We start from the raw sequence: 20,395 nt of genomic DNA, 5'->3' as shown, positions 1-20,395 counted from the left end.
CCATGAACAAGTTTCGGTTTCTGAAAAAAACACGAGTCATTATCGGCGCCCTGGTGCTCTTGATCTTATCATTGGTTTTTCTGGATATCTATCACCTGATACCTGTCGATCTTGTGCAGACAGCTCTTTCCATTCAGCTTACACCTTCTTTTATCAATTTATTAAAGGCGGGCGGATTGGCTTTTTCTGGCTTCCTGATTATCTCTGCTATCAGTCTGCTCGCAGGCCGTATTTATTGCTCCACTCTTTGTCCATTAGGCTTGATGATGGATGCAATCATTGCTATCAAAAGGAAGATCAGGAAAAAGAGATTACGGTTCAAAAACTCTCCAAACCTTAAATGGCTTCCCTATTCAGTACTGTTTTTAACTGTACTACTGGTTGTTTTGGGCAATATTCAGGTATTAAGTTTATTAGATCCATACAGTAACTTTGGACGCATACTTACTGTCTTGTTTAAGCCTGTAGTGATAAGCCTTAATAATCTTTTGTATGATGGTCTGTTAACTTTTAGCAACTACACATTACAACCCATTGATATCAACTATAGTAACATTCCTGTATTTGTGTTTGTGTTGTTGTTTTTCGTTAGCATTTTGGTTTTAAGTCTGGTTAAAGGCAGGTGGTTTTGCACACACATCTGTCCGGCCGGAGCCTACTTAGGTTTGATCTCAAAGCTGAGTTTATTTAAAATTAAAATCAATGCGGACAAATGTATTGGTTGCGGTAAATGCGAACGCAACTGCAAGGCTGGCTGTATTTCAACAAAAGATAAGACAGTTGAATTCAGCAAATGCGTAATGTGCTTTAATTGTATAAGCCATAAATGCCCTGCCAATTCCATTTCTCTGACACATAAACAACTATTAATAAGTTCAGGAGAAGAGAATAAAACCGATAATGTAAAACAAGAACGCCGACGAGCCATACAAACACTGGCATTATCCCCCTTTATGATAGTTGGAAGCGCATTAGCCCATAATGAAAAAGCAAAAGTATATGAGAAGCGTACAGTTCCCATCAGCCCGCCAGGCTCACTCAATCACAAGCGATTCACAGAAGCATGCACGGCCTGTTATCTATGCGTCAACGCTTGTCCATCCAATGTGATTAAACCCTCATTGACTGAATACGGGATAAGTGGTGCTTTGTTGCCACACTTAACCAATGAAAAAGGATATTGTAATCTGGAGTGTACCCGTTGTAGTGATGTTTGTCCAAACGGAGCCCTTTTGCCAGTCAGTCAGGAAGAGAAAAAAACGCTTCAGATAGGAATTGCACATTTTGTCCGCGAGAAGTGTGTAGTGATAACCGACGGTACTGATTGCGGAGCCTGTTCGGAACACTGCCCGACCAAAGCGGTTAATATGGTTGTTGAAAATGGCCTTTTTGTGCCGGTTGTTGAAGAAAGTATCTGCATCGGATGCGGAGCCTGCGAATATGCGTGTCCGGTTACACCTAAGAAAGCCATTTTTATCGAAGGCCATACCATTCACCAGGTTGCAGACAAACCAAACCTGAAGAAGCTGGAACCTGTTAATCAGGAAGAGGATTTTCCCTTTTAACCTGTTTTTATTTAAAATTCTTACATCATTTAAAACTTAAATATCATGAAATCTATCAAACTTGTTTTATTCGTTTTTATTTCATTCGTTTGGTCGAATGTTGCATTGGCGCACCATTCTATTGTGCCCCACTCACACGAAAATGCCGATATCTCCCACTCTTCAATTGTATGGGCCGTTATTTTTACGCTAGTTGCAATTATGGCCATTATTATTTCAGCTTCCAGATACTTTAATACCAAAGAGCAAAATCATAAGTAATGGCTATAGATTATAGTATTAAAAAATTAAAGAAATGGTTCTCTGGAATTGAAGCGAGCATAACAGCATATTCAGGAGGTGTTGATTCGGCGCTTGTGTTATATCTGTCTAAATTGTATTTAGGTGATAATGCGATGGCCATTGTGGGTGTATCACCCAGCTTAAAAAGCAGGGATAAACAACTGGCCATTGATTTTTGCAAAAAACACTCGATACAACTAAAACTAATCAACACCAATGAATTGGAGATCGCTGCTTACTCACAAAATCCTGAGGACAGGTGTTATCACTGCAAAAACGCCTTGTACAATCAGATAAAGAGTATCGGCCATCAATTTCCTAAGCATACAATACTTAACGGAACCAATATTGATGATCTGGATGATTACCGGCCAGGTCTGACATCTGCCAGGGAAAACCAGGTTCGTTCGCCTCTTGCCGAATGTAACATTGGAAAAGGTGAATTAAGGATGATAGCTAAACATTTCGGTCTGGATGTTTGGGATAAACCGGCCAGTCCTTGTTTAAGCTCGCGCATACCATACGGAGAGCCAATTACGCTGGAAAAATTAAATCGTATAGAGGAGGCTGAAGAGATACTTTTTCAATTAGGATTTAAAGATTGCAGAGTAAGACATTACGAAGCAGGTGCCAGCATTGAGGTTCCCAGCTCATCCGTGGAATCACTACTTGAGCTGGGTTTAGAACCGATATTAAAAATCAGAAACCTCGGTTTTGAAAAAGTAGTCATTGATTCAGAAGGATTAGTATCCGGTAAACTTAACAGAGTTCTCTCAAATGGATAAGCACAATTTAGATTTAGCACGAACCGACAGACTGGGATTTCCTGAAGTAGTTTATGGCGCCAGCAAAACGATTAGTACACTCATATCTATTATTGAGGTCTATAAAAATAAGAATCAGAATGTATTGATTACCCGCCTGCAGTCAGACAAAGGAGTTGCACTTAGCGAACGATTCGAAGGCAGTTTTTACAATAATGATTGTAGCTTGTTTATGCTTCATCACTGCAAGATGAGTAACAAAAAAGCTTCTGTTTGCATCATTACTGCCGGTACATCAGATATTCCGGTAGCTGATGAGGCGTTTTATACTTTACAGTTTCTGGGCGTTGCAGCTGATCAGATAAATGATATAGGGGTGGCCGGAATACACCGGCTTATGAATCGAATAAAAGATATTGAACGGTATGATGTCTTAATCGTTGTAGCCGGTTTCGAGGGAGCTTTACCAAGTGTTATGGGTGGTTTGTTTGCCCAACCTGTTATTGCAATACCAACCAGCACGGGCTATGGTGCTGCCCGCGATGGTGAAACAGCGCTTTTGGCAATGTTATCGAGTTGTGCCAATGGTATAAGTGTAGTCAATATCGATAACGGTTATGGTGCAGCTTTGGCAGCTTACCGTATTATTCAGCAATGTGATACAGCAAAAATGAATGGAGCAAATATTGCAACTTCAGTTAAAGAAGATGTTTAATTCCAACAGTTTGCACAATTAAAGAACTATCCGGCAATTACAAGGATGTCTATTCTGCTCACGCAGGAAGGCATCCTGTTTTGATTATGGATAAAAATACACTTTGATATTGACTTAGATATAAGTAAGTTTGGCTATGTATGATACCATTTAAACAGAGTATCAATTGCACCGTTTAATCACCACATACTAAGCCATATATGCAAAATTTACTACATTACATTAGTACGCGTTGTTTCGTGGATAACTCATTACGCGAAAGACTCGAAAATGATTTCGAACTGATCGAAGTAAAACAGGGACATAAACTACTTGAACAAGAGCAACGCTGCCAAAGACTCTATTTCGTTGAACAAGGCGTTGTTCACAACTATTATTATCACAATGGCCGTAAAGTAACATCCTGGTTTTATGCCGAAAACAACTTTGTAACAGCTTGGTACAGTTTTTACAGCCAAAATGCGAGTTTTGAAGAAATGCAATGTCTTGACAATTGCACTCTCTACGCCACCACCTATGATAAATTCCAGAAACTAATCGCTGATTCTCCTGCTTTTGGCAACTTCGCCCGCTTATTGGCAGAAGAAAGCCTGGCTTTTCTTGACTATTTCTCAAAAGGATGGTCGTTCCTGACTGCTAAAGAAAAGTACGAGTTGCTCCTTCAATATTTCCCCGATATTGAACAACGAGTTAATTTAGGTCATATTGCCTCATTTTTAGGCATCTCACAGGAAACCCTCAGCAGAATCAGAGGCGGTAAATAATTTTTTGACATAGATCAAGTTGAATCTTTTAAGCTACCAATAGCTTTGCTGAAAATGTAGCTAAAAGAGATTTATGAAAAAATTATTACCAATTATCGCCTTGTTCCTGATAAGCATAACAGTTTGGGCACAGTCCGACAGATCGGTGTTTTATCACATCAACGGATCAGCAGACTTTGGCCGCTTTCAGGACAGAATAGAACTTACCCCTTCGGTTTCAGTACGTATTTTCCCAAAGACCTATTTAGGAGTGGGATTATCAACATCGTATTACTCAAACGAAACAGCTATTTACACCAACAAAGACAAGGTGCTTGCTGAATCAAAAGTAAAGGACAAGATCTGGTATTTCGGAGGCGAGTTATTTGCCCGCTTCATACCCTTTGAAAACAAGGAAGGAATCATTAAAAATTGTTTTTTACAAAGCTCTTTTGAAACCCTGAGAGGGAAAGGTATATATAAAGACACAAATGAAACATATAATTACAACACAACAAATAATACTGTATTTGCCGGAGTTGGTTATAAACAACCACTTAATGAACAACTGAGTTTAGGTTTACTCCTGAGTTTTAAACTCAATGATGAGAAAGACTCTATTTACAGAAATCCGGTTGTACGTGTTTCGTTTGAGTTTTAATCGAACGATTAGAAAGTAAAATAGAATATGATGAAAGTATATCTGATAAAAGCATCAGCCGGAAGTTCGTACTCACAATATAAAGCAGAAACAGGTGGACCGCCACAAAACATTTTCTCTGCTGCAGCTGCCATGCCTCAAGGCTCTAAAATTGACATGTGCGATGAAACCATTGGTATGAAAACAGATTTCAAATCAAATGCCGATGTGGTAGCTGTCTTCATGTCAACACCTGATGCTTATCGTGCTTATGAAATCTGTGAGAAATTTAAAAAACAAGGTAAAGTAACCCTTTTGGGTGGTTTACATACTTTTTTCTTCCAGGAAGAAGCAGCTCAACATGCCGATGCTATTCTCATAGGTGAATCTGAAGGATTATGGGAAACAATTTTCGATGATATTAAAAAGGATACACTAAAGCCTGTTTATAAACGAAGTAAGCCTCTTGATCTGGCAGAACTGAAACCTTACCCGACCAATATTATTCCGGTTTCGAAGTACAACTGGACCTGGTCGGTAGTGGTGAGCCGTGGCTGCCCAATGCATTGTGATTTCTGTTTGGTGCATCAGTTTTTCGATAAATTTACGCTTCGACCTGTTGAGCACGTTGTAAATGAGTTAAAAAAGCTTAAGAAATTGGGCGTTGAATGGGTTGAACTGCATTCTGATAACCTGACTCATAACAGAAAATATGCATTTGAGTTATTCGAAGCCTTAGCATCACTTAATATGAACTTCTATGGTGAAACAACCATATTGATCGCCATGGATAAAGCTTTGCTTGAGGCAGCTCAAAAGGCTGGTGTTAAAACCTTATTATTTGGTATTGAAACACCATCGGAGGAAGCATTAAAGGAACAGGGAAAAGACTTTGTAAAACCATCCCAAATAAAAGAATACGTTCAGATTGTAAAAGATCATGGTATTGAAGTAGTTGGTGATTTTCTGTTTGGCTTTGATGCCCATGACACCGGTATATTCGAACAAACCACCAATTTTATTAGGGAGGTAGGTGTTGATACAGCTTATCCACACCTAATGATCCCGTTTCCTGGATCAGAAACCTATAAGAAGCTGGATAATGAAGGACGTATTTTAAGTAAAGACTGGTCGAAATACGATGGTAGTCATGCAGTTTACCAACCCGCAAAGATGAGCCCCGAAGAGTTGGAAATCGGTACCTGGGAGGTCGATAGAAAAATTAATAAATGGAATAGCCAGAAAAAACCTACCGCTCCCAACCTAAAGGACACGACTCCAAAAGCCGGCAGTAATCTATTAAGAAAATCCACATCTTTTAAATGGAAAACCTTTATAGCATTACTATTACTACCTCCTGCCATATACTTTAATTACGCCAACTTCTACTTTGCTGCTCTGTTTCTGTTCTGGAGTATTCACGGCATCAAAAAAGGACACACATTCTTTCTGGATGATTTCGATAAAAAAGAAACACCTTTTATGTTCTGGCTCATTTCAATTCTTTGGTTATTGCTATCGTTATGGAGCTTATTTTATTCCGAACCGGTATTAATGTGGCTATACTATGCTTATTAAACAGGTTATAAAGCCATATCGCGGACGCCTTTCTTTAACATTGCTGCTGATCATTGTTGAAGCATTGCTAGGTATATTATTTCCATTATTCATCGGTAAAGCTATTGATGGTATTATCAATAAGCAGTTGATGTACTTTTGGCAGCTGGCAGCGCTCGGCCTTCTGCTCATCATCATTGGGGGTAGTCGTCGCTTATTTGATTCTCGTTTTTATGCCAAAGTATATGTCCGGCTCAGTCGTGTAACAATAAATAAGATGGAATCGTCAGATAATTCGATTAAAACAGCTCGTTTGAATATGCTGGCCGAGATGGTGAATTTTGCCGAGAATCAATTACCAGAAATCATTCAACATAGCATTGGCTTAGTAGCAGTCGCTTCCATTATCGGTTTCCTTAACTTTCAAATATTCATTGGTGCTTTAATCTGTGGCCTTATAGTGTTAGGTCTGTATTTATTAAGCAGTAAAAAAACACTTCGCTACAATGCTGAATTTAATAATGAGCTCGAATCACAGGTAAATGTGATTGATAGCAAAAGGCTGTCTGCTTTAAAACTTCATTTACTTAAACTCATGAAGTGGAACATCCGGCTGTCTGATCTTGAAACAATCAACTATTCAGGTAGCTGGATAATTATGCTCGTGCTATTAATGGCATCAATATATGTTTCGGTATCGGGAGATAACATACAGTACGGGGCTTTACTTGCCTCGATCATGTATGTTTATCAATTTATTGAAAGAATGGTGAGCTTACCGCTTTATTATCAGCAATGGCTTAGATTGTATGAAATAACAGATCGGATACGAACTGTTTAATACCATTCCTGCATTTTGATCTAAGTCAAAAGAGATTGAGCAGATAACAGGTATTTTTACACTGAATTAAAATAACAATAGTTCGTTAAGGTTTTGTAAGTCAGAAGCTCGTTTTTTGAACCATGTGAATCGTCTTATATCTTGCATCTTGAGTCTTCATAAATGATTTAAAACTAACGAGCTATTGAAATAAAAGAAATCAACTATAAAGGATTTAACAAATGAGACTATACACCATTTCAATTTGTATCATATTATTAACCACCATTATCTCCTGTAAAGGGAAAGCAAAAAAACAAATGGTTGAGCAACGCCTTATTGAGTTACAGATTGAACAAGACGCGAAGGACAGCCTCGGCAAACAAGAGTCAAAAAGCCTTGCTTCGGACACTATCAAAACAGCATCATCTCAAGAAGAAAATGGTGACAAAATCATTGGTATATGGGAAGTCAATAACAGTTACTATACAGCCATTTATGAGATCATTAAGTACGACGATCAATTTTACGGAAAAGTCCATTATTACAATGATGGTACAACCGAACACAAGGGAACTGATTCTAAAGAAGATTACTTTCTGGAAGGGATCTTTTTCAAAAATAATAAATACACTGAAGGTAAGATGCACATGCCTGATGGTACAATAAAAACGATCAACCTGTTATTTGAAAATGATGAAATAAAAGTTGACATGGAGATTGACGGAACTTCATTCCAGGAAGCTTGGAAGCGAAAAGAGCTCTAACAGCCAAAGCAAATAACTATATAATATTACAACCACTTCTAAAATATATTACCATGGTACTCAACAATCCTATATTTTCAGATTTGTCGACCTACAACCCTGAGGAAACCATTCCATTTTACGAAAACGTGTTTGGATGGACGTACTATCACTCCTATGGTTACTATACAGCCTATTTAAACTCCAAAGAAGTAGCCGGCCTTTACCAAACGCCAGATAAATTCAAGCAAATGCGCATGCCTCATTTCTGGATGACATATATTGCGGTTAATAATGTGGATACAACCGTGGAAAAAGCACGCACATTAGGCGGAATTATCGAAATGACGGAGACAATACCAGGTTATGGCAAGGTGGCCTTAATTCGCGATCCTAAAGGCGCCGGATTTACTGTTTATGAAGGTGACAAACTGAAAAATACGCGAACCACTAACGTGCCCAACACATTAGTATGGAATGAACTCCACGTGTCTGATATTCCAAAAGTTATTCCTTTTTATGAAGGAATCTTCAACTGGTCATTTGAGATAAATAAACATGAAATAGCCCATGTTTTTAATCATAACCATGAGCATGTAACCGATATACTGGAGATACCTAACGAAATGAAGGGGAAATATGAATACTGGATTTCAAGCTTCGGTGTTGAAGATCTCAAAGAAAGTCAAAAGAAAATACTTGAAAACGGGGGTACTTTAATATTCAATGAAGGTCATCGTATATTATTCGCAGATAATTCGGGGCAGGCGTTTTTCTATATCACAGAACTATCATTTATAGAAAAGCAGGCAACTAAATCATAATAATTCGGGAAGCAGATAAAGAAAAGAAGGAGGATATTCTATCCTGCCTTCTTTTCTTACGCACACCTGTTTCCAATCTTAATTTTCTTTAACCAGATATGTCATTAGGGTATCATAATGAAGGTTCAAACAACAATAAAATCAAGTATTTGAATGAGGAATCATATCCTAAGCTATGCTGACGAGAACAAATGCAATGAAATGATTGATTTTGAAGCTGTTTGAATTTGTAATAGATAATCTAATAGCATTTCTGGATTTATTTACCGGTTTTCATTTACGATCTTCTTCCCTACTTCAATAAGTTCATCAGGACTATGATAACCGGCAGTGCGAGATACAACCTCACCATCACCATTAATAAACAGCAGAGTTGGATAACCTCTTACATTATACCTCTTCGCCAGTTTAACTCCCTCTCCTTTTTCGGCATCAACAGCGTAGTTAACGAAGTTCTGATTGAAGAACTCACCCACATTGGAATCTGGGAAGGTTTTTGCCTTTAACATTTTACAAGGACCACACCACGAGGCATAAACATCTAAAAAGACTAATTTATCCTCTGCCTGAGCCTTTTTCAAAACCGACTCCCAATTACCCTTTTCAAATGCTACTCCGGTATGATCATTCGTTTCAATTGTACCCATCGAACTTAAGAATACACCTAGTATCAAAACCGTAATTGCTTTTAAAATTTTCATGTCTCTTGTTTTATTTGTTATTACTTTTTTCAGCTTCATCATAACCGCCTCTTATATCTTTTGAGGTTTCCTATTTATTAAGTCGTTTTTTCATGAAAATCCTTACAGTTTCTCAGATAACCCATCATGGACAATCAAAACTTCCTTAGCATCTGTGAGATGCTTAGGAAGTAATTGTGCATACCTTGGTATTTACTATAGTATCACTCGTCGCCCGACTAAATTGACTTAATGCTGATTAGTCGGACGACGAGTAGGGTAATGAAACCTCAAACAAACTCGCTTATACCTAGGAAGTATATTATTCGATGAGTATTGGCATATTATGCAACAGTTGAAGTAAATATGTAATGTGTCGCACCTTCAGTGCTTTATTCTCGTCTTTATCATTCATCGCAGGGTTTCACACCCTGCGCTATTATGTATAGACCTTACAGGCCAGATTGAAAGCGAGGTTTAATAGTCCTGAAAGGACGACACATACTAGCATAGTCCGCAAGGGCTATGGTTAACAGACAATGTAATTGAGGGCTGGAAGTCCGGCACATCTATATGGTACTTATCCGATGAATATTGACATATCGCTTATATTCATCGGATAAGTAGCAGGTATAAAAAAAGAGGATTTTCATCCCCCCTAAACTAATATCACTCGTCGTCCGACTGATAGCCATCAATTCTATTTAGTCAGGCGACGAGTATTATGTGAAAAACTCTTAAAGCGCTACCTTATAAAGATCAATATAAGAAGTTTTAAAGGTCATTTTTACCTTCTCTAACTGATCCTGCAGGTCGTAATAAACGCTTAGCTGAGCGTAATATTCCAACAGTGAGATATAGCCTTCTTCAAGAGAAAGCATCAAGTGATTTAGCACTTTACCTTCAGGCAGATTATTGCTTAAAGACTGTACCAGGTCGGCATTATAGCTGGCCGTTTGATACAGTTTCTCAAACTGTAATGCTGCTTTCAGACGCATATCGTCTTCATTGCTTTCAGCATATATCTTTTCGAGTTTCGCTTGTTTAACCGTGTTTTTATTCTCCCACAAAGGAATGGTTACACCAAGCGATGGTCCGTTCATTGTGAAGGCATTGTTCTTCTCCTGACGGTAACCCACCATTAGCTTAGGTAATGATTGGCTCCTTTTAACACCAATATTTACATCGCTGATCTTTGATTGATAAGCTGCCTCAATAACGGCCGCATCAGAGTTAACCCATAAATCCTTTAGCTGAGTCTTTGCTTCATTACTCTTATCTAAAGACAGGTGAACAGATGCCAACTCACTTAATAAGTTGCTTTGAGCATTCATATCACCAACAAACAAAGCCAAGTCTTGCGAAACTGAATTAAGCTCTACCATCCAATTATCAAGCCTACTTTGTACCAAAGCACTTTCCATTTCTGCTTTACTCAACTCAATGGCTGTGATATCACCGTTCTCAAAACGTTTTTGCATCAATTCTTTCACATCTTGCGACTGTTGGGCACGTTTCTTCGCCATGTCCGACATTTTTAGTGCATAAGCATAATTGGTAAAGGCTTTGTATGCTTCGGCCAGAATATTTTGTCGATAAACACGGTATTCACCTTCGAGACGTTCAATTTCCAACTTCGATCCCTTACGCTTTTGAGTGTAAACAGTAGGAAAGTCAAACTGCTGTGTTACCTCAATCTCCTCGTTGTAATTATCTCCATCTGATATTCTTACATAATTAACCTGGGGATTGGACGGATTTAAGTTGGTTTTAGCCCCTACTTTAGTTGCTTCAATCTGATCCTGATAGGCCTTTAGCGTAGTACTGTTTTGCTCCACCAGTTCAATAAACCTTGAATCTATCGGATTATTTATCTGGGCTTCACTCCTTACAAACAAGAATAAGCCCAATACAAATATCATCCATGTATATTTACGTTTCATACTAATCCAGTTTAAAGGTTTCATTTATTACAGGTTTCATACCTTTCGCATCCAGATATTTCTCTCGTATCATAAACACAATCGGCAACACGAATAAATTCAGTAAAGTGGATGATAATAAACCTCCCAGAATTACAATTGCCATCGGGCTTTGAATTTCGTTACCGGCCGCTTCAGAAGCCATGGCCATTGGAATCAGTGCCAATGCAGCTGTAAGCGCTGTCATCAAAATAGGAACCAGTCGATCGGTTGACCCTGTCAGTACAGCTTCAAAATAACCAATTCCCTCAGCTTTTAAGGCATTGTATCGCGATACCAAAAGAATTCCGTTTCGGGTGGCAATACCAAACAGGGTAATAAAGCCAATGATCGCAGGAATATTCATTTCTCCTGATGTCAGCCAGATGGCAAAAATACCACCGATCAAGGCCAGGGGTAGGTTCAATAGAATGATAGCTGTAGTCGCTGTATTTCTGAACTCCTGATATAATAACATGAAAATGATCAGAATCGCAAGAATGGACGCTATCCATAGTGTTTTAGAGGCTTTCTCCTCACTTTCGAACTGGCCTCCATACTCGATGGTATAACCTTCCGGAAACTGAACCTTACTTTTAATTTGCTCCTGAATATCCAACACTACGCTCCGTACATCACGTCCGGCCACGTTGGATGACACCACCAGTTTACGCCTCACATTTTCGCGATTAATAACATTAGGTCCTGATGTAGAATTCACTTCTGCCACATATCCTAAAGGCACAGATTCTCCATTAGCTGTGGTCATCCGCAGATTCTTAATATCTTCTATTGAGCGGCGCTTATCTTCCTTAAATCTTACTACCAGATCAAACATGCGCTCATTCTCAAATACTGAACCAACAATTGAACCGCCAATTCCTGTTTCGACAAAACGGTTAAACTGATCCATGGTGATACCATAATTATTCAGCATAATTTCTTTGGGAATGATCTTCACTTGTGGTGTATTCACCAACTGCTCAACAGCAATATCTACAGCTCCTTCCACATCAACAATAGCAGTTTTCACTTCTTCACCAAGCTGATGCAAGCGTTCAACATCAGGGCCAAATAGTTTAAGTGCAATAACTGCTCTCGTACCCGACATCATATGATTTATCCGGTGACTAAGCGGTTGCCCCAGTTCATAAACAACCCCCGGAATAGTGTTTAATTTATCCCTGACTGCTTCAAGAAAATCTTCTTTATCACGATCACCTAAATCATAAGGTGCATCAAACTCCATCTGGTTCAGGCTGGCACTGTGTTCTGCCAGTTCGGCTCTACCTAACCGACCTTCTACCACTTCAATTTCATCAAAAGAAAGCAGAGCATTTTCCAGTTCACGCATGGTTCGCTGAGCATCTTTATAAGATACTTCGGGTAGCGTGGTTGCAATTATGGTAAAGCTGCCTTCGTTAAATTCAGGGAGGAAACTACGACCAAATGTCCCCATCAACAACAGTGATCCTGTTAACAATATAGCCACAGATGCCAATATCAGACGCTTATATCGCATCGATTTGCTTAATATCCAACTATACCATTCTTTCAATTTCCGTTCGACCACACTTCCTTTCGCATGTTTCTGAAGCAATTTCTTATCTGTCAGCAAGTAGGCTTCAAGCACATTTGTCAGGGTCATGGCAATTAGTAATGATGCAAATAAAGAAATGATGTAAGTTAACCCCAAAGGTTTTAGCATTCTGCCTTCCATCCCACTCAGGAAAAACAGTGGAATAAATGCTGCTATAATAATGAAAGTGGCATTCACAATGGACGAGCGTATCTCAAGTGACGCTGTATAAATTACTTTTATAGGATTTTGACGTTGATCATCCGGCAGCAAGGAGTTCTCTCGCAAGCGCTTGTATACGTTTTCCAGATCAACAATGGCATCATCCACCAGTGAACCTATGGAAATGGCCATACCTCCTAAAACCATGGTATTAATGCCATAACCCATCAGCTTAAGCGTAATTACCGCAATTAATAATGAAACCGGTATGGAGATAAGAGAGATAAAGGTAACCCTGAAGTTCATCAAAAATATAAACAGAATGATGGCCACAAAGATTCCACCTTCCATTAAGGCCCTTCCTACATTACCAACGGCTGCTTCAATAAAACGCTTCTGCTTAAATATTTCGCGGTTAATCTTAATGTGCGAAGGAATGTTCTTTTCGATATCATCCAAAGCCACATCAATTTTATCCGTTAAATCCAGGGTATTAACATTCGGTTGTTTGGTAATCAACATTACTACAGCATTCTTACCTCCATACGTTGCTCCACCAATAGTTGGTGCCGAAGCTGTTTTAACATCTGCAATATGACTGAACTTAATCGGTTCACCATCCTCCAGTCCTACAACCCTGTTTTTGATTTTCTCAACATCAGCTGTGCGGGCCATCCCTCTCACAACATAGCGGTTGCCGTTACCCTCAATAAAATCACCGGATACATTGTTATTCCCTTCCTTTAATATATCCATCACCTCGGTAATACCTACATCGTAGTAGGCCAGTTTATCGGGATCGATTAGTACCTGATATTGTTTCTTCTCTTCGCTATAGACAGTTACCTGGGCAACACCGTCTACGGCCAATAAGCGGGTTCTTATGTTCCAATCAACAACCGATCGTAAATCCATGTTGGAAATGGAATCAGATGTCAATGCCAGAATATAAACCTCCCCCATAATGGATGATTGGGGCATCAGTGTTGGGCTTCCTACACCATCGGGTAGCATATCGGCTACCGTTTGTAACTTTTCAGTTACCACCTGACGGGCATTATATACATCCATGTCCCAGTCAAACTCTACCCAAACAATTGAGAATCCTTGGGCCGATGAAGATCGAACTCTCCGAATCCCTGTTGAACCATTTACTGCTGTTTCAATAGGGAAGGTAATAAGTCGCTCCACCTCTTCCGGCGCCATACCACGGGCTTCGGTCATTACAACAACTGTAGGCGCTGTCAGATCCGGAAAGACATCTGTATCCATGTTGGAAGCTGTGTATACCCCGCCAATTGTCAGCAAGATGGTTGCAACCAACACAAATAGGCGGTTCTCCAGCGAGAACTTTATAATGTTTTTAACCATACTCTAATTTTTTTGTTAGTGTGTATGCTCTGGTATTTCACCACTTGATGCAGCTTGTTTTACCCTGTAGGCACCTTTTGTTACCACCACATCACCAGGTTGAATGCCTTCCTTGATCTCTACTTCTTTACCATTTCGGCTGCCAATCAACACTTCCTGCCGTGTATAGTTTTCACCTTCTAATTCAACGTACACCCAATAGTTTCCTTCATTTTCCAGCAAAGCTGATTCAGGAATAACAACTGACTTGTTATCGTTGGCTGCCTTGCATAAGACCGAAATACTTGCAAAAGAATTTGGTATTAACTCGGCATTGGCAGGCAGGTTAAAATAATAGGGTATATATGGCGATTTACCTGCTGCCAGTTTATTCCCGTAAAGCGGAACACCCCCCATTTCACTCACCTTTAAGGCATCATTTGTACTCATGTACTCGGGTACAAAGTTAGCATCTATAACCTGTGGCAAACGAGCTGATTCATGCTTCGGGAAATCAGCCTTCAATAAAAATGATTGTCCGACTGTTACCTCTGCTATGACATCTCCACTGCTCACATAATCGCCATTTCGCACATTTAAGACGGAGATAATACCATCGCGTGGACTAACAATTGAAAGCACTTTACGTGGATTAAACTCTCCTTTGCTATTGAAATCACCAAAGGTCAGCATTTTTGCTTTTGCACTTTGGTAATCGGCTTTAATCCGACTGAATTCCTTCTTTGAAATTGACTGGCTTTCAATCAGACGGGAAGCTATGTTATAACGTGCTTCAATATCTTTATACTCGGCCAAAGTTGTCTTATAAGCAATCTCACGGCTATTTTCCAGATCCTTTCCGCTAATTCCGGCAATTGACTGACCTTTCTGCACTTTTTTACCTGCAACTGTGTTATTGTTTAATTTGATAACTCCATTACTGTGAGAGATGATACTTATCCGACTATCAACAGCTGGTAAAATTTCGCCGGATGTATGAATTACATCTTCAAACGGTTTTAACTCAGCCTGGACTACACCAAATTCACCTACCCATGCCTGTTCCTTTAAAAACACAATATCGGGCTCCAGTTCTTCCGGTGCATTTTCTTCCGCGTCATGAGCAGAAGCGTAAACCTGCGAGTGTTTAAATGTAAATGGATATTCATTACCCGCATATCGTAATACAGCTCTTAACTGTCCTTTAGTGGCTGAGTTTGGTTTATAATTAAGAATAAATATACCATTTCGCAGTACTTTGGTTGCTCTGTCAACTTCCTGACCATTATAATATAGAATGGCAGTTGCATCCGAAATGGGCTTATAATTTATCAGGTTGGTAAAATGAGCTATAAACCTTGATGTTTCTCCTTTTACCAACAATGGATATTCAGCGAATATCTCGACACCGTCCGTAATCTGGCTGAATTTTACGGCCGGTATCTCATGATCGTGACCATGGTCGTCCTGTGCTTTCATCTTAGCAGAAGTAAAAAGATGAAACACCACTATTAGTAATATAAACTTGTTCATGATACTATGTTTTAATGGAGAGAGGAATGGGCAAGTAATGACTATCCCTTGTCCTCTCTCCTTTTTGCAAACTATTAGCGTTAATTAATCAACTCGTATTGACCTTTAACCCGTAGCTTAACCGTTACATCTTTCGACGTATGGTTTTTAAAATACCAACCATGCTTTCCGTGAAATGGCGCTAAAAGCGTTCCTGCCATATTATTGGAATAGGCGATTGTATAACTTTGATACCAGCCTTTAGTCGTTAAAGGATCACCATGGAAATCATGAAACAGGGTGACATCTTCGCTATTCCATTCATATTTGATCTGCCCATGTTTTTTGATCTTCACTTTGTACTCAAGTCCTCTGCCGGCAGGAACAGTAATCTCCAACTCGTCGTTTCTTTCACTGTATTGTTCTTTTGGAGCAGGATCATTTACTTCGGCAGGTATTTCCTGTTTCAGTATGTATTCACTTTCTATATCACCAGCAAGTGTTATAACACGGCGTTGTAATACCTCTTTTGGCTCAGCCTTAACTTCAACTGACTCCACTGTTTCGCCGCTTTGAACTTCATACAGCTTATTTAATCCAAGTAGTTTACCTGTTCCAAGCGGATCAATTCCAAACTCAGCTGGCATTACGGCTGCAATTACAAGGAATGTTCCTACTACAAATGATATTATAAATAATTTAATGATTGTTTTTGTTTCAAGTGTATTTTGATTCATGATGATGTTTTTAAAGATTAGTAAAGTAACCTGTCATTTGGAAGCCAAACAGTAGAAATCCGGCTGCCATTAAGATGGTATTTGTTAATGTGGCAAAGCGCCGGAAACTATTATAGCGTCGCCATAAACTGATAATGCTTACTACGAACAGCAATGCTACAAACTGACCAATTTCAACGCCCAGATTAAAGCCTAAGAGGTTGGCCAGCAAACCGTCAGCACTGAATTCAAATTCCTGCAGTTTGGTTGCCAGGCCGAAACCATGGAACAAACCAAAGATCAATACAGATAATTTTGTATTGGGTTGCTTGCCAAATATTTGTTTAAAACCACCAAGGTTATCAAATCCTTTATATACAATTGAAAGGGCAATAATGGCATCAATCAAAAATGCATTCATTTGAATATTAGCCAATACTCCCAACAAGAGCGTTATACTATGACCTAAAGTAAAGAAACTTACATAGGTCAATATCTCTTTGGGTCGATACAAAAAGAAAATAACACCAACCAGAAATAATAGATGATCGTAGCCTGTGATCATATGTTCGGCTCCAATATACAGGAACGGGCCAAAGGCCACACCTTCGTTACCAATCAAAAATGCCTGCGTGTCACCATCAACACCATGTGCTAATAACTGCATTGTAAATGCACTACTGATCAGTAATAACAGTAATGAAATAATTTTTTTTAACATGATTAAATGTGGATTAATTATCTGAATTAACAGTTAGACTATTAAAAAATCAACTACTTACGCGAATCAACAGTTAAAAATAAAGACATAATGTGTCGCACTTTCAGTGCTTTATCTTATTACTAAACGTCGCAGGATTTCATCCTGCGCTATTATGTACAGGCCTTTCAGGCCAAATTGAGAGCGATGTATAATTATCCTGAAAGGACAACACGTGTTAGCATAGTCCGTAAGGGCTATGGTTAACAGGCAACGTAATAGAGGGCTGGAAGTCCGGCACATCTATACATCTCACGCTCTTTTTCAACCGTTGATAATATATCAAATTCCAAATGGTATCAGATAGATAGTAGTTTGAGCTGCTTCTTTATTTCGCAACCCTGATTAAGCTCTGGATGGAGGGCCACGAAGTGAATGGGGATCACCTCGCCATTTTTCAGGCTTTAAAAGCGACTCAATAATTGGATAGGAACACTCATCACTTATATTTAAGTCGAATGAGTAATATAAGGTCGTCAATAAAACAGCGCTTAATTCAAAGTTTTCTGTTTTATTACGCAACTCTTCCTGATGTGATTGATGAATATGAGGTATATGATGATGTTCTTCATCTGCAACTTGATCATCAACTTCCTGAATAAGCTCAACATCATGGTGATGTTCATGATGATGATCGTGAACATGAGCATAAACTTCATCAACATGCTCATTCACCAATTCCAACTGGTGTAACTTATGGTCATTTTCATGGTGGTGCGAAAATAAATTATGCAGTAATAAGGTCGCATAAACCATAGCCAGCATAAGAGATATGTACTTTCGCATTCTACCCATGCTGCAATATTATAAAAATAAATGACTAATCTTGGTTAATGCTATGTTAATTTAGGTGAATGTAAAAAGTCATATTAAGTAATCAGGTCTGTTTAATGACGTATTTCCACTTGGATTAGTATCTGATTGATTGCTAATTTCTTTGTTAGTGTCCAGTGCACCAAGGCAATTGTATTTAACTGCTTTAACCACCTCCCCATTTCGTGGTACTCCTCCTTCAAAAGGAGGAGAATGGCGAAAACCCGTCCCCTCCTGAATTTTAGGAGGGGTGCCGACAGGCGGGGTGTATATTTATTTTTAAATGCGATTGCCGCGCATTGTGCACAGTGCACTGAGCTCAATAAACGGTTATTCTTCGGGTTGGTTCCATTATGCTAACCCTCTGAATCTCCTTAAAAAGGGAGACTTGAAATGCACTTATTTCCACCTTGCAAATCCCAACTATTCATATGTGGTAAACTAATTTCATGTCCTTCGTCCGCACTTTTGAGGAGCATCATTGTCTGGGCGGTTTTTGGCTCAACAGTTTTGCGGAGTACAATTATGTGGACAGATATTGACTCCACACTTTTGCGATGCATCATTATGAGAGTAGATATTAATTGCTCAGTTTTGTGGAGTGTCATTATGTGATCGTATTTTGACTCAACACTTTTGCGGAGCACCATTATGTGGACTGGTTTTGGCTCCATACTTTTGCGAATCATCATTATGGGATCAGATTATGACTCCGCAGTTTTGCGGAATGGTAATATGAGGTCATTTTATAACTACTCAATTCTGTGGAGCGCTATTAAGGGGGCGAATTATGACACTACATTTTTGTTGGGTGTCATCGGGTAAGTTTGGTATAATCGGATAAAAACAAAAGCCGTTTCTCAATATGAAAAACGGCTTTGCTAATTATTCTAATATCTTCTTAAATGATCATTCCTGCTGCAACAGTTTCGTTGGTGGCTTCATCAACAAGGATTATGCTACCTGTAATTCGGTTGCGACTGTATGAATCGAAAAATAAAGGCTTGGTCGAACGAATCTTAATACGTGCGATATCATTCATGCCAACTTCTTTATCTTCTGTATTTTTCTCTAGCGTATTGATATTCATCTTATATTGAATATCGGTTACCATACAACGGGCATCTGATGATGTATGTTTAACCACATACTTACCGCGCGGCATTAGCTTACGCTCGTTAAACCAACATACCATGGCTTCAATATCCTGACTGTTTTTAGGCTCAGAACCGTTATTCTTTTTAATCAGCATATCGCCACGACTGATGTCAATCTCATCCTCCAGTGTGATGGAAACGGATTGCGGCGCAAAACCAACTTCTAAAGGCTCTTCCATCATGTCGATGGTTTTTACCTTTGAGCTAAATCCGCTTGGCAATACTCCCACTTCATCTCCTACTTTGATGGCTCCACTGGCAATACGTCCGGCATATCCACGGTAATCAGGCCAATCTGCCGATTGTGGACGAATCACATACTGAACAGGGAAACGGAAATCTTCGTGGTTAATATCGCTGCTGATATGGATCTTTTCCAACAAATACATTAAAGTTGGGCCATCGTACCAATTCATTGTTTCTGATCGCTCAACCACGTTATCACCTTTTAAGGCGCTGATTGGTACAAAGCGAATATCTTTAACTGACAGCTTTGATGATACAGCATCAATATCAGACTTAATTTTTTCAAATGTCTCCTGGTTGTAATCAACCAAATCCATTTTGTTGATACAGAAAATCACATGAGGAATCTGTAACAAGGATGCAATATAAGCATGACGCAAGGTCTGCTCTAATACACCATGACGGGCATCTACCAAAATCAGAGCTACGTTAGCCGTACTGGCTCCTGTTACCATGTTACGGGTATACTGAATGTGCCCTGGTGTATCGGCAATAATAAATTTACGCTTAGGAGTCGCAAAATAACGATAGGCCACATCGATGGTGATGCCCTGCTCACGCTCCGAACGCAAACCATCTGTCAATAAAGCTAAATTTACTTCTTCATGCCCCGAACGCTCACTAACGCGCTCAATGGCTTCCATCTGATCTTCAAAGATGGCTTTACTATCGTATAACAAACGACCAATTAATGTACTTTTACCATCATCAACACTTCCTGCAGTGGTGAAGCGTAAAAGCTCCATATCTAGATATCCTGATTCTTTTCCGGACATATTATTGAATTTTCAGATTTAACAAAG

The 20,395-nt window shown here is 39.2% G+C and carries 18 protein-coding genes; 10 read left to right on the top strand and 8 right to left on the bottom strand.

Translation table 11 applies throughout. The annotated features are described in order from the left end of the window. Positions 1-2: 2 nt before the first annotated feature. The 10 genes from AC4MRQ_RS01005 to AC4MRQ_RS00960 all read left to right on the top strand — a co-directional run bounded on the left by AC4MRQ_RS01005 (position 3) and on the right by AC4MRQ_RS00960 (position 8,656). Positions 3-1,565: a 4Fe-4S binding protein gene (locus AC4MRQ_RS01005; RefSeq protein WP_491195767.1), complete on the top strand. Its 1,563-nt coding sequence runs from the start codon at positions 3-5 to the stop codon at positions 1,563-1,565. Between the two features lie 45 nt (positions 1,566-1,610). Then, positions 1,611-1,826, top strand: a complete 216-nt coding sequence (locus tag AC4MRQ_RS01000) for a hypothetical protein (protein ID WP_491195766.1) — start codon at positions 1,611-1,613, stop codon at positions 1,824-1,826. Continuing rightward, positions 1,826-2,632, top strand: a complete 807-nt coding sequence (gene larE / locus AC4MRQ_RS00995) for an ATP-dependent sacrificial sulfur transferase LarE (protein ID WP_491195765.1) — start codon at positions 1,826-1,828, stop codon at positions 2,630-2,632. Before AC4MRQ_RS01000 ends, larE begins: the two co-directional genes overlap by 1 nt. Further along, positions 2,625-3,326 (top strand): nickel pincer cofactor biosynthesis protein LarB, encoded by a 702-nt coding sequence (gene larB, locus AC4MRQ_RS00990; protein ID WP_491195764.1) that lies wholly within the window; start codon positions 2,625-2,627, stop codon positions 3,324-3,326. Before larE ends, larB begins: the two co-directional genes overlap by 8 nt. 200 nt (positions 3,327-3,526) lie before the next feature. Further along, complete coding sequence (locus AC4MRQ_RS00985) at positions 3,527-4,090, top strand: Crp/Fnr family transcriptional regulator (RefSeq protein ID WP_491195763.1); 564 nt, start codon at positions 3,527-3,529, stop codon at positions 4,088-4,090. 73 nt (positions 4,091-4,163) lie between these two features. After that, positions 4,164-4,730 carry a hypothetical protein gene (locus AC4MRQ_RS00980; protein WP_491195762.1) on the top strand — a complete coding sequence of 189 codons (567 nt, stop codon included), beginning with the start codon at positions 4,164-4,166 and terminating at the stop codon, positions 4,728-4,730. A gap of 30 nt (positions 4,731-4,760) precedes the next feature. After that, entirely contained in the window at positions 4,761-6,287 is a 1,527-nt protein-coding gene (locus tag AC4MRQ_RS00975; protein ID WP_491195761.1) for a B12-binding domain-containing radical SAM protein, read from the top strand. Next, positions 6,277-7,107: an ABC transporter six-transmembrane domain-containing protein gene (locus tag AC4MRQ_RS00970; protein WP_491195760.1), complete on the top strand. Its 831-nt coding sequence runs from the start codon at positions 6,277-6,279 to the stop codon at positions 7,105-7,107. The genes AC4MRQ_RS00975 and AC4MRQ_RS00970 overlap by 11 nt, the downstream gene beginning before the upstream one ends. 221 nt (positions 7,108-7,328) lie before the next feature. Further along, positions 7,329-7,853, top strand: coding sequence for a hypothetical protein (locus AC4MRQ_RS00965; RefSeq protein ID WP_491195759.1), 525 nt, complete (start codon positions 7,329-7,331; stop codon positions 7,851-7,853). 53 nt (positions 7,854-7,906) lie between these two features. After that, positions 7,907-8,656, top strand: a complete 750-nt coding sequence (locus AC4MRQ_RS00960; protein WP_491195758.1) for a VOC family protein — start codon at positions 7,907-7,909, stop codon at positions 8,654-8,656. A 263-nt stretch (positions 8,657-8,919) separates the two neighbouring features. Here AC4MRQ_RS00960 and AC4MRQ_RS00955 read toward each other — a convergent pair whose 3' ends face one another. The 8 genes from AC4MRQ_RS00955 to AC4MRQ_RS00920 all read right to left on the bottom strand — a co-directional run bounded on the left by AC4MRQ_RS00955 (position 8,920) and on the right by AC4MRQ_RS00920 (position 20,368). Beyond that, positions 8,920-9,357, bottom strand: a complete 438-nt coding sequence (locus AC4MRQ_RS00955) for a thioredoxin family protein (protein WP_491195757.1) — start codon at positions 9,355-9,357, stop codon at positions 8,920-8,922. 716 nt (positions 9,358-10,073) lie between these two features. Then, positions 10,074-11,279: a TolC family protein gene (locus tag AC4MRQ_RS00950; RefSeq protein WP_491195756.1), complete on the bottom strand. Its 1,206-nt coding sequence runs from the start codon at positions 11,277-11,279 to the stop codon at positions 10,074-10,076. Position 11,280: 1 nt separating this feature from the next. After that, the gene (locus AC4MRQ_RS00945) at positions 11,281-14,409 is read right to left on the bottom strand and encodes an efflux RND transporter permease subunit (protein ID WP_491195755.1); all 3,129 of its coding nucleotides are present in this window, start codon (positions 14,407-14,409) and stop codon (positions 11,281-11,283) included. Between the two features lie 15 nt (positions 14,410-14,424). After that, positions 14,425-15,921: an efflux RND transporter periplasmic adaptor subunit gene (locus AC4MRQ_RS00940; protein WP_491195754.1), complete on the bottom strand. Its 1,497-nt coding sequence runs from the start codon at positions 15,919-15,921 to the stop codon at positions 14,425-14,427. An 80-nt stretch (positions 15,922-16,001) separates the two neighbouring features. Continuing rightward, on the bottom strand, positions 16,002-16,637 hold the full coding sequence (locus AC4MRQ_RS00935; RefSeq protein WP_491195753.1) for a hypothetical protein: 636 nt from the start codon (positions 16,635-16,637) through the stop codon (positions 16,002-16,004). Between the two features lie 10 nt (positions 16,638-16,647). Next, the gene (locus tag AC4MRQ_RS00930) at positions 16,648-17,337 is read right to left on the bottom strand and encodes a HupE/UreJ family protein (protein WP_491195752.1); all 690 of its coding nucleotides are present in this window, start codon (positions 17,335-17,337) and stop codon (positions 16,648-16,650) included. Positions 17,338-17,721: 384 nt separating this feature from the next. Then, a complete protein-coding gene (locus AC4MRQ_RS00925; RefSeq protein WP_491195751.1) occupies positions 17,722-18,171 on the bottom strand; it encodes a hypothetical protein in 450 nt (149 codons plus the stop codon). Between the two features lie 919 nt (positions 18,172-19,090). After that, entirely contained in the window at positions 19,091-20,368 is a 1,278-nt protein-coding gene (locus AC4MRQ_RS00920) for a sulfate adenylyltransferase subunit 1 (RefSeq protein ID WP_491195750.1), read from the bottom strand. Between the last annotated feature and the right edge of the window lie 27 nt (positions 20,369-20,395).

The organism is Carboxylicivirga sp. (assembly GCF_982718395.1).
This window is presented reverse-complemented; position numbering and strand designations above follow the sequence as displayed.

Excerpts from the sequence above, each read along its gene's own strand:
- AC4MRQ_RS01005 (WP_491195767.1), top strand. The coding sequence starts at position 3 with ATGAACAAGTTTCGGTTTCTGAAAAAAACACGAGTCATTATCGGCGCC.
- AC4MRQ_RS01000 (WP_491195766.1), top strand. The coding sequence starts at position 1,611 with ATGAAATCTATCAAACTTGTTTTATTCGTTTTTATTTCATTCGTTTGG.
- larE (WP_491195765.1), top strand. The coding sequence starts at position 1,826 with ATGGCTATAGATTATAGTATTAAAAAATTAAAGAAATGGTTCTCTGGA.
- larB (WP_491195764.1), top strand. The coding sequence starts at position 2,625 with ATGGATAAGCACAATTTAGATTTAGCACGAACCGACAGACTGGGATTT.
- AC4MRQ_RS00985 (WP_491195763.1), top strand. The coding sequence starts at position 3,527 with ATGCAAAATTTACTACATTACATTAGTACGCGTTGTTTCGTGGATAAC.
- AC4MRQ_RS00980 (WP_491195762.1), top strand. The coding sequence starts at position 4,164 with ATGAAAAAATTATTACCAATTATCGCCTTGTTCCTGATAAGCATAACA.
- AC4MRQ_RS00975 (WP_491195761.1), top strand. The coding sequence starts at position 4,761 with ATGAAAGTATATCTGATAAAAGCATCAGCCGGAAGTTCGTACTCACAA.
- AC4MRQ_RS00970 (WP_491195760.1), top strand. The coding sequence starts at position 6,277 with ATGCTTATTAAACAGGTTATAAAGCCATATCGCGGACGCCTTTCTTTA.
- AC4MRQ_RS00965 (WP_491195759.1), top strand. The coding sequence starts at position 7,329 with ATGAGACTATACACCATTTCAATTTGTATCATATTATTAACCACCATT.
- AC4MRQ_RS00960 (WP_491195758.1), top strand. The coding sequence starts at position 7,907 with ATGGTACTCAACAATCCTATATTTTCAGATTTGTCGACCTACAACCCT.
- AC4MRQ_RS00955 (WP_491195757.1), bottom strand. The coding sequence starts at position 9,357 with ATGAAAATTTTAAAAGCAATTACGGTTTTGATACTAGGTGTATTCTTA.
- AC4MRQ_RS00950 (WP_491195756.1), bottom strand. The coding sequence starts at position 11,279 with ATGAAACGTAAATATACATGGATGATATTTGTATTGGGCTTATTCTTG.
- AC4MRQ_RS00945 (WP_491195755.1), bottom strand. The coding sequence starts at position 14,409 with ATGGTTAAAAACATTATAAAGTTCTCGCTGGAGAACCGCCTATTTGTG.
- AC4MRQ_RS00940 (WP_491195754.1), bottom strand. The coding sequence starts at position 15,921 with ATGAACAAGTTTATATTACTAATAGTGGTGTTTCATCTTTTTACTTCT.
- AC4MRQ_RS00935 (WP_491195753.1), bottom strand. The coding sequence starts at position 16,637 with ATGAATCAAAATACACTTGAAACAAAAACAATCATTAAATTATTTATA.
- AC4MRQ_RS00930 (WP_491195752.1), bottom strand. The coding sequence starts at position 17,337 with ATGTTAAAAAAAATTATTTCATTACTGTTATTACTGATCAGTAGTGCA.
- AC4MRQ_RS00925 (WP_491195751.1), bottom strand. The coding sequence starts at position 18,171 with ATGGGTAGAATGCGAAAGTACATATCTCTTATGCTGGCTATGGTTTAT.
- AC4MRQ_RS00920 (WP_491195750.1), bottom strand. The coding sequence starts at position 20,368 with ATGTCCGGAAAAGAATCAGGATATCTAGATATGGAGCTTTTACGCTTC.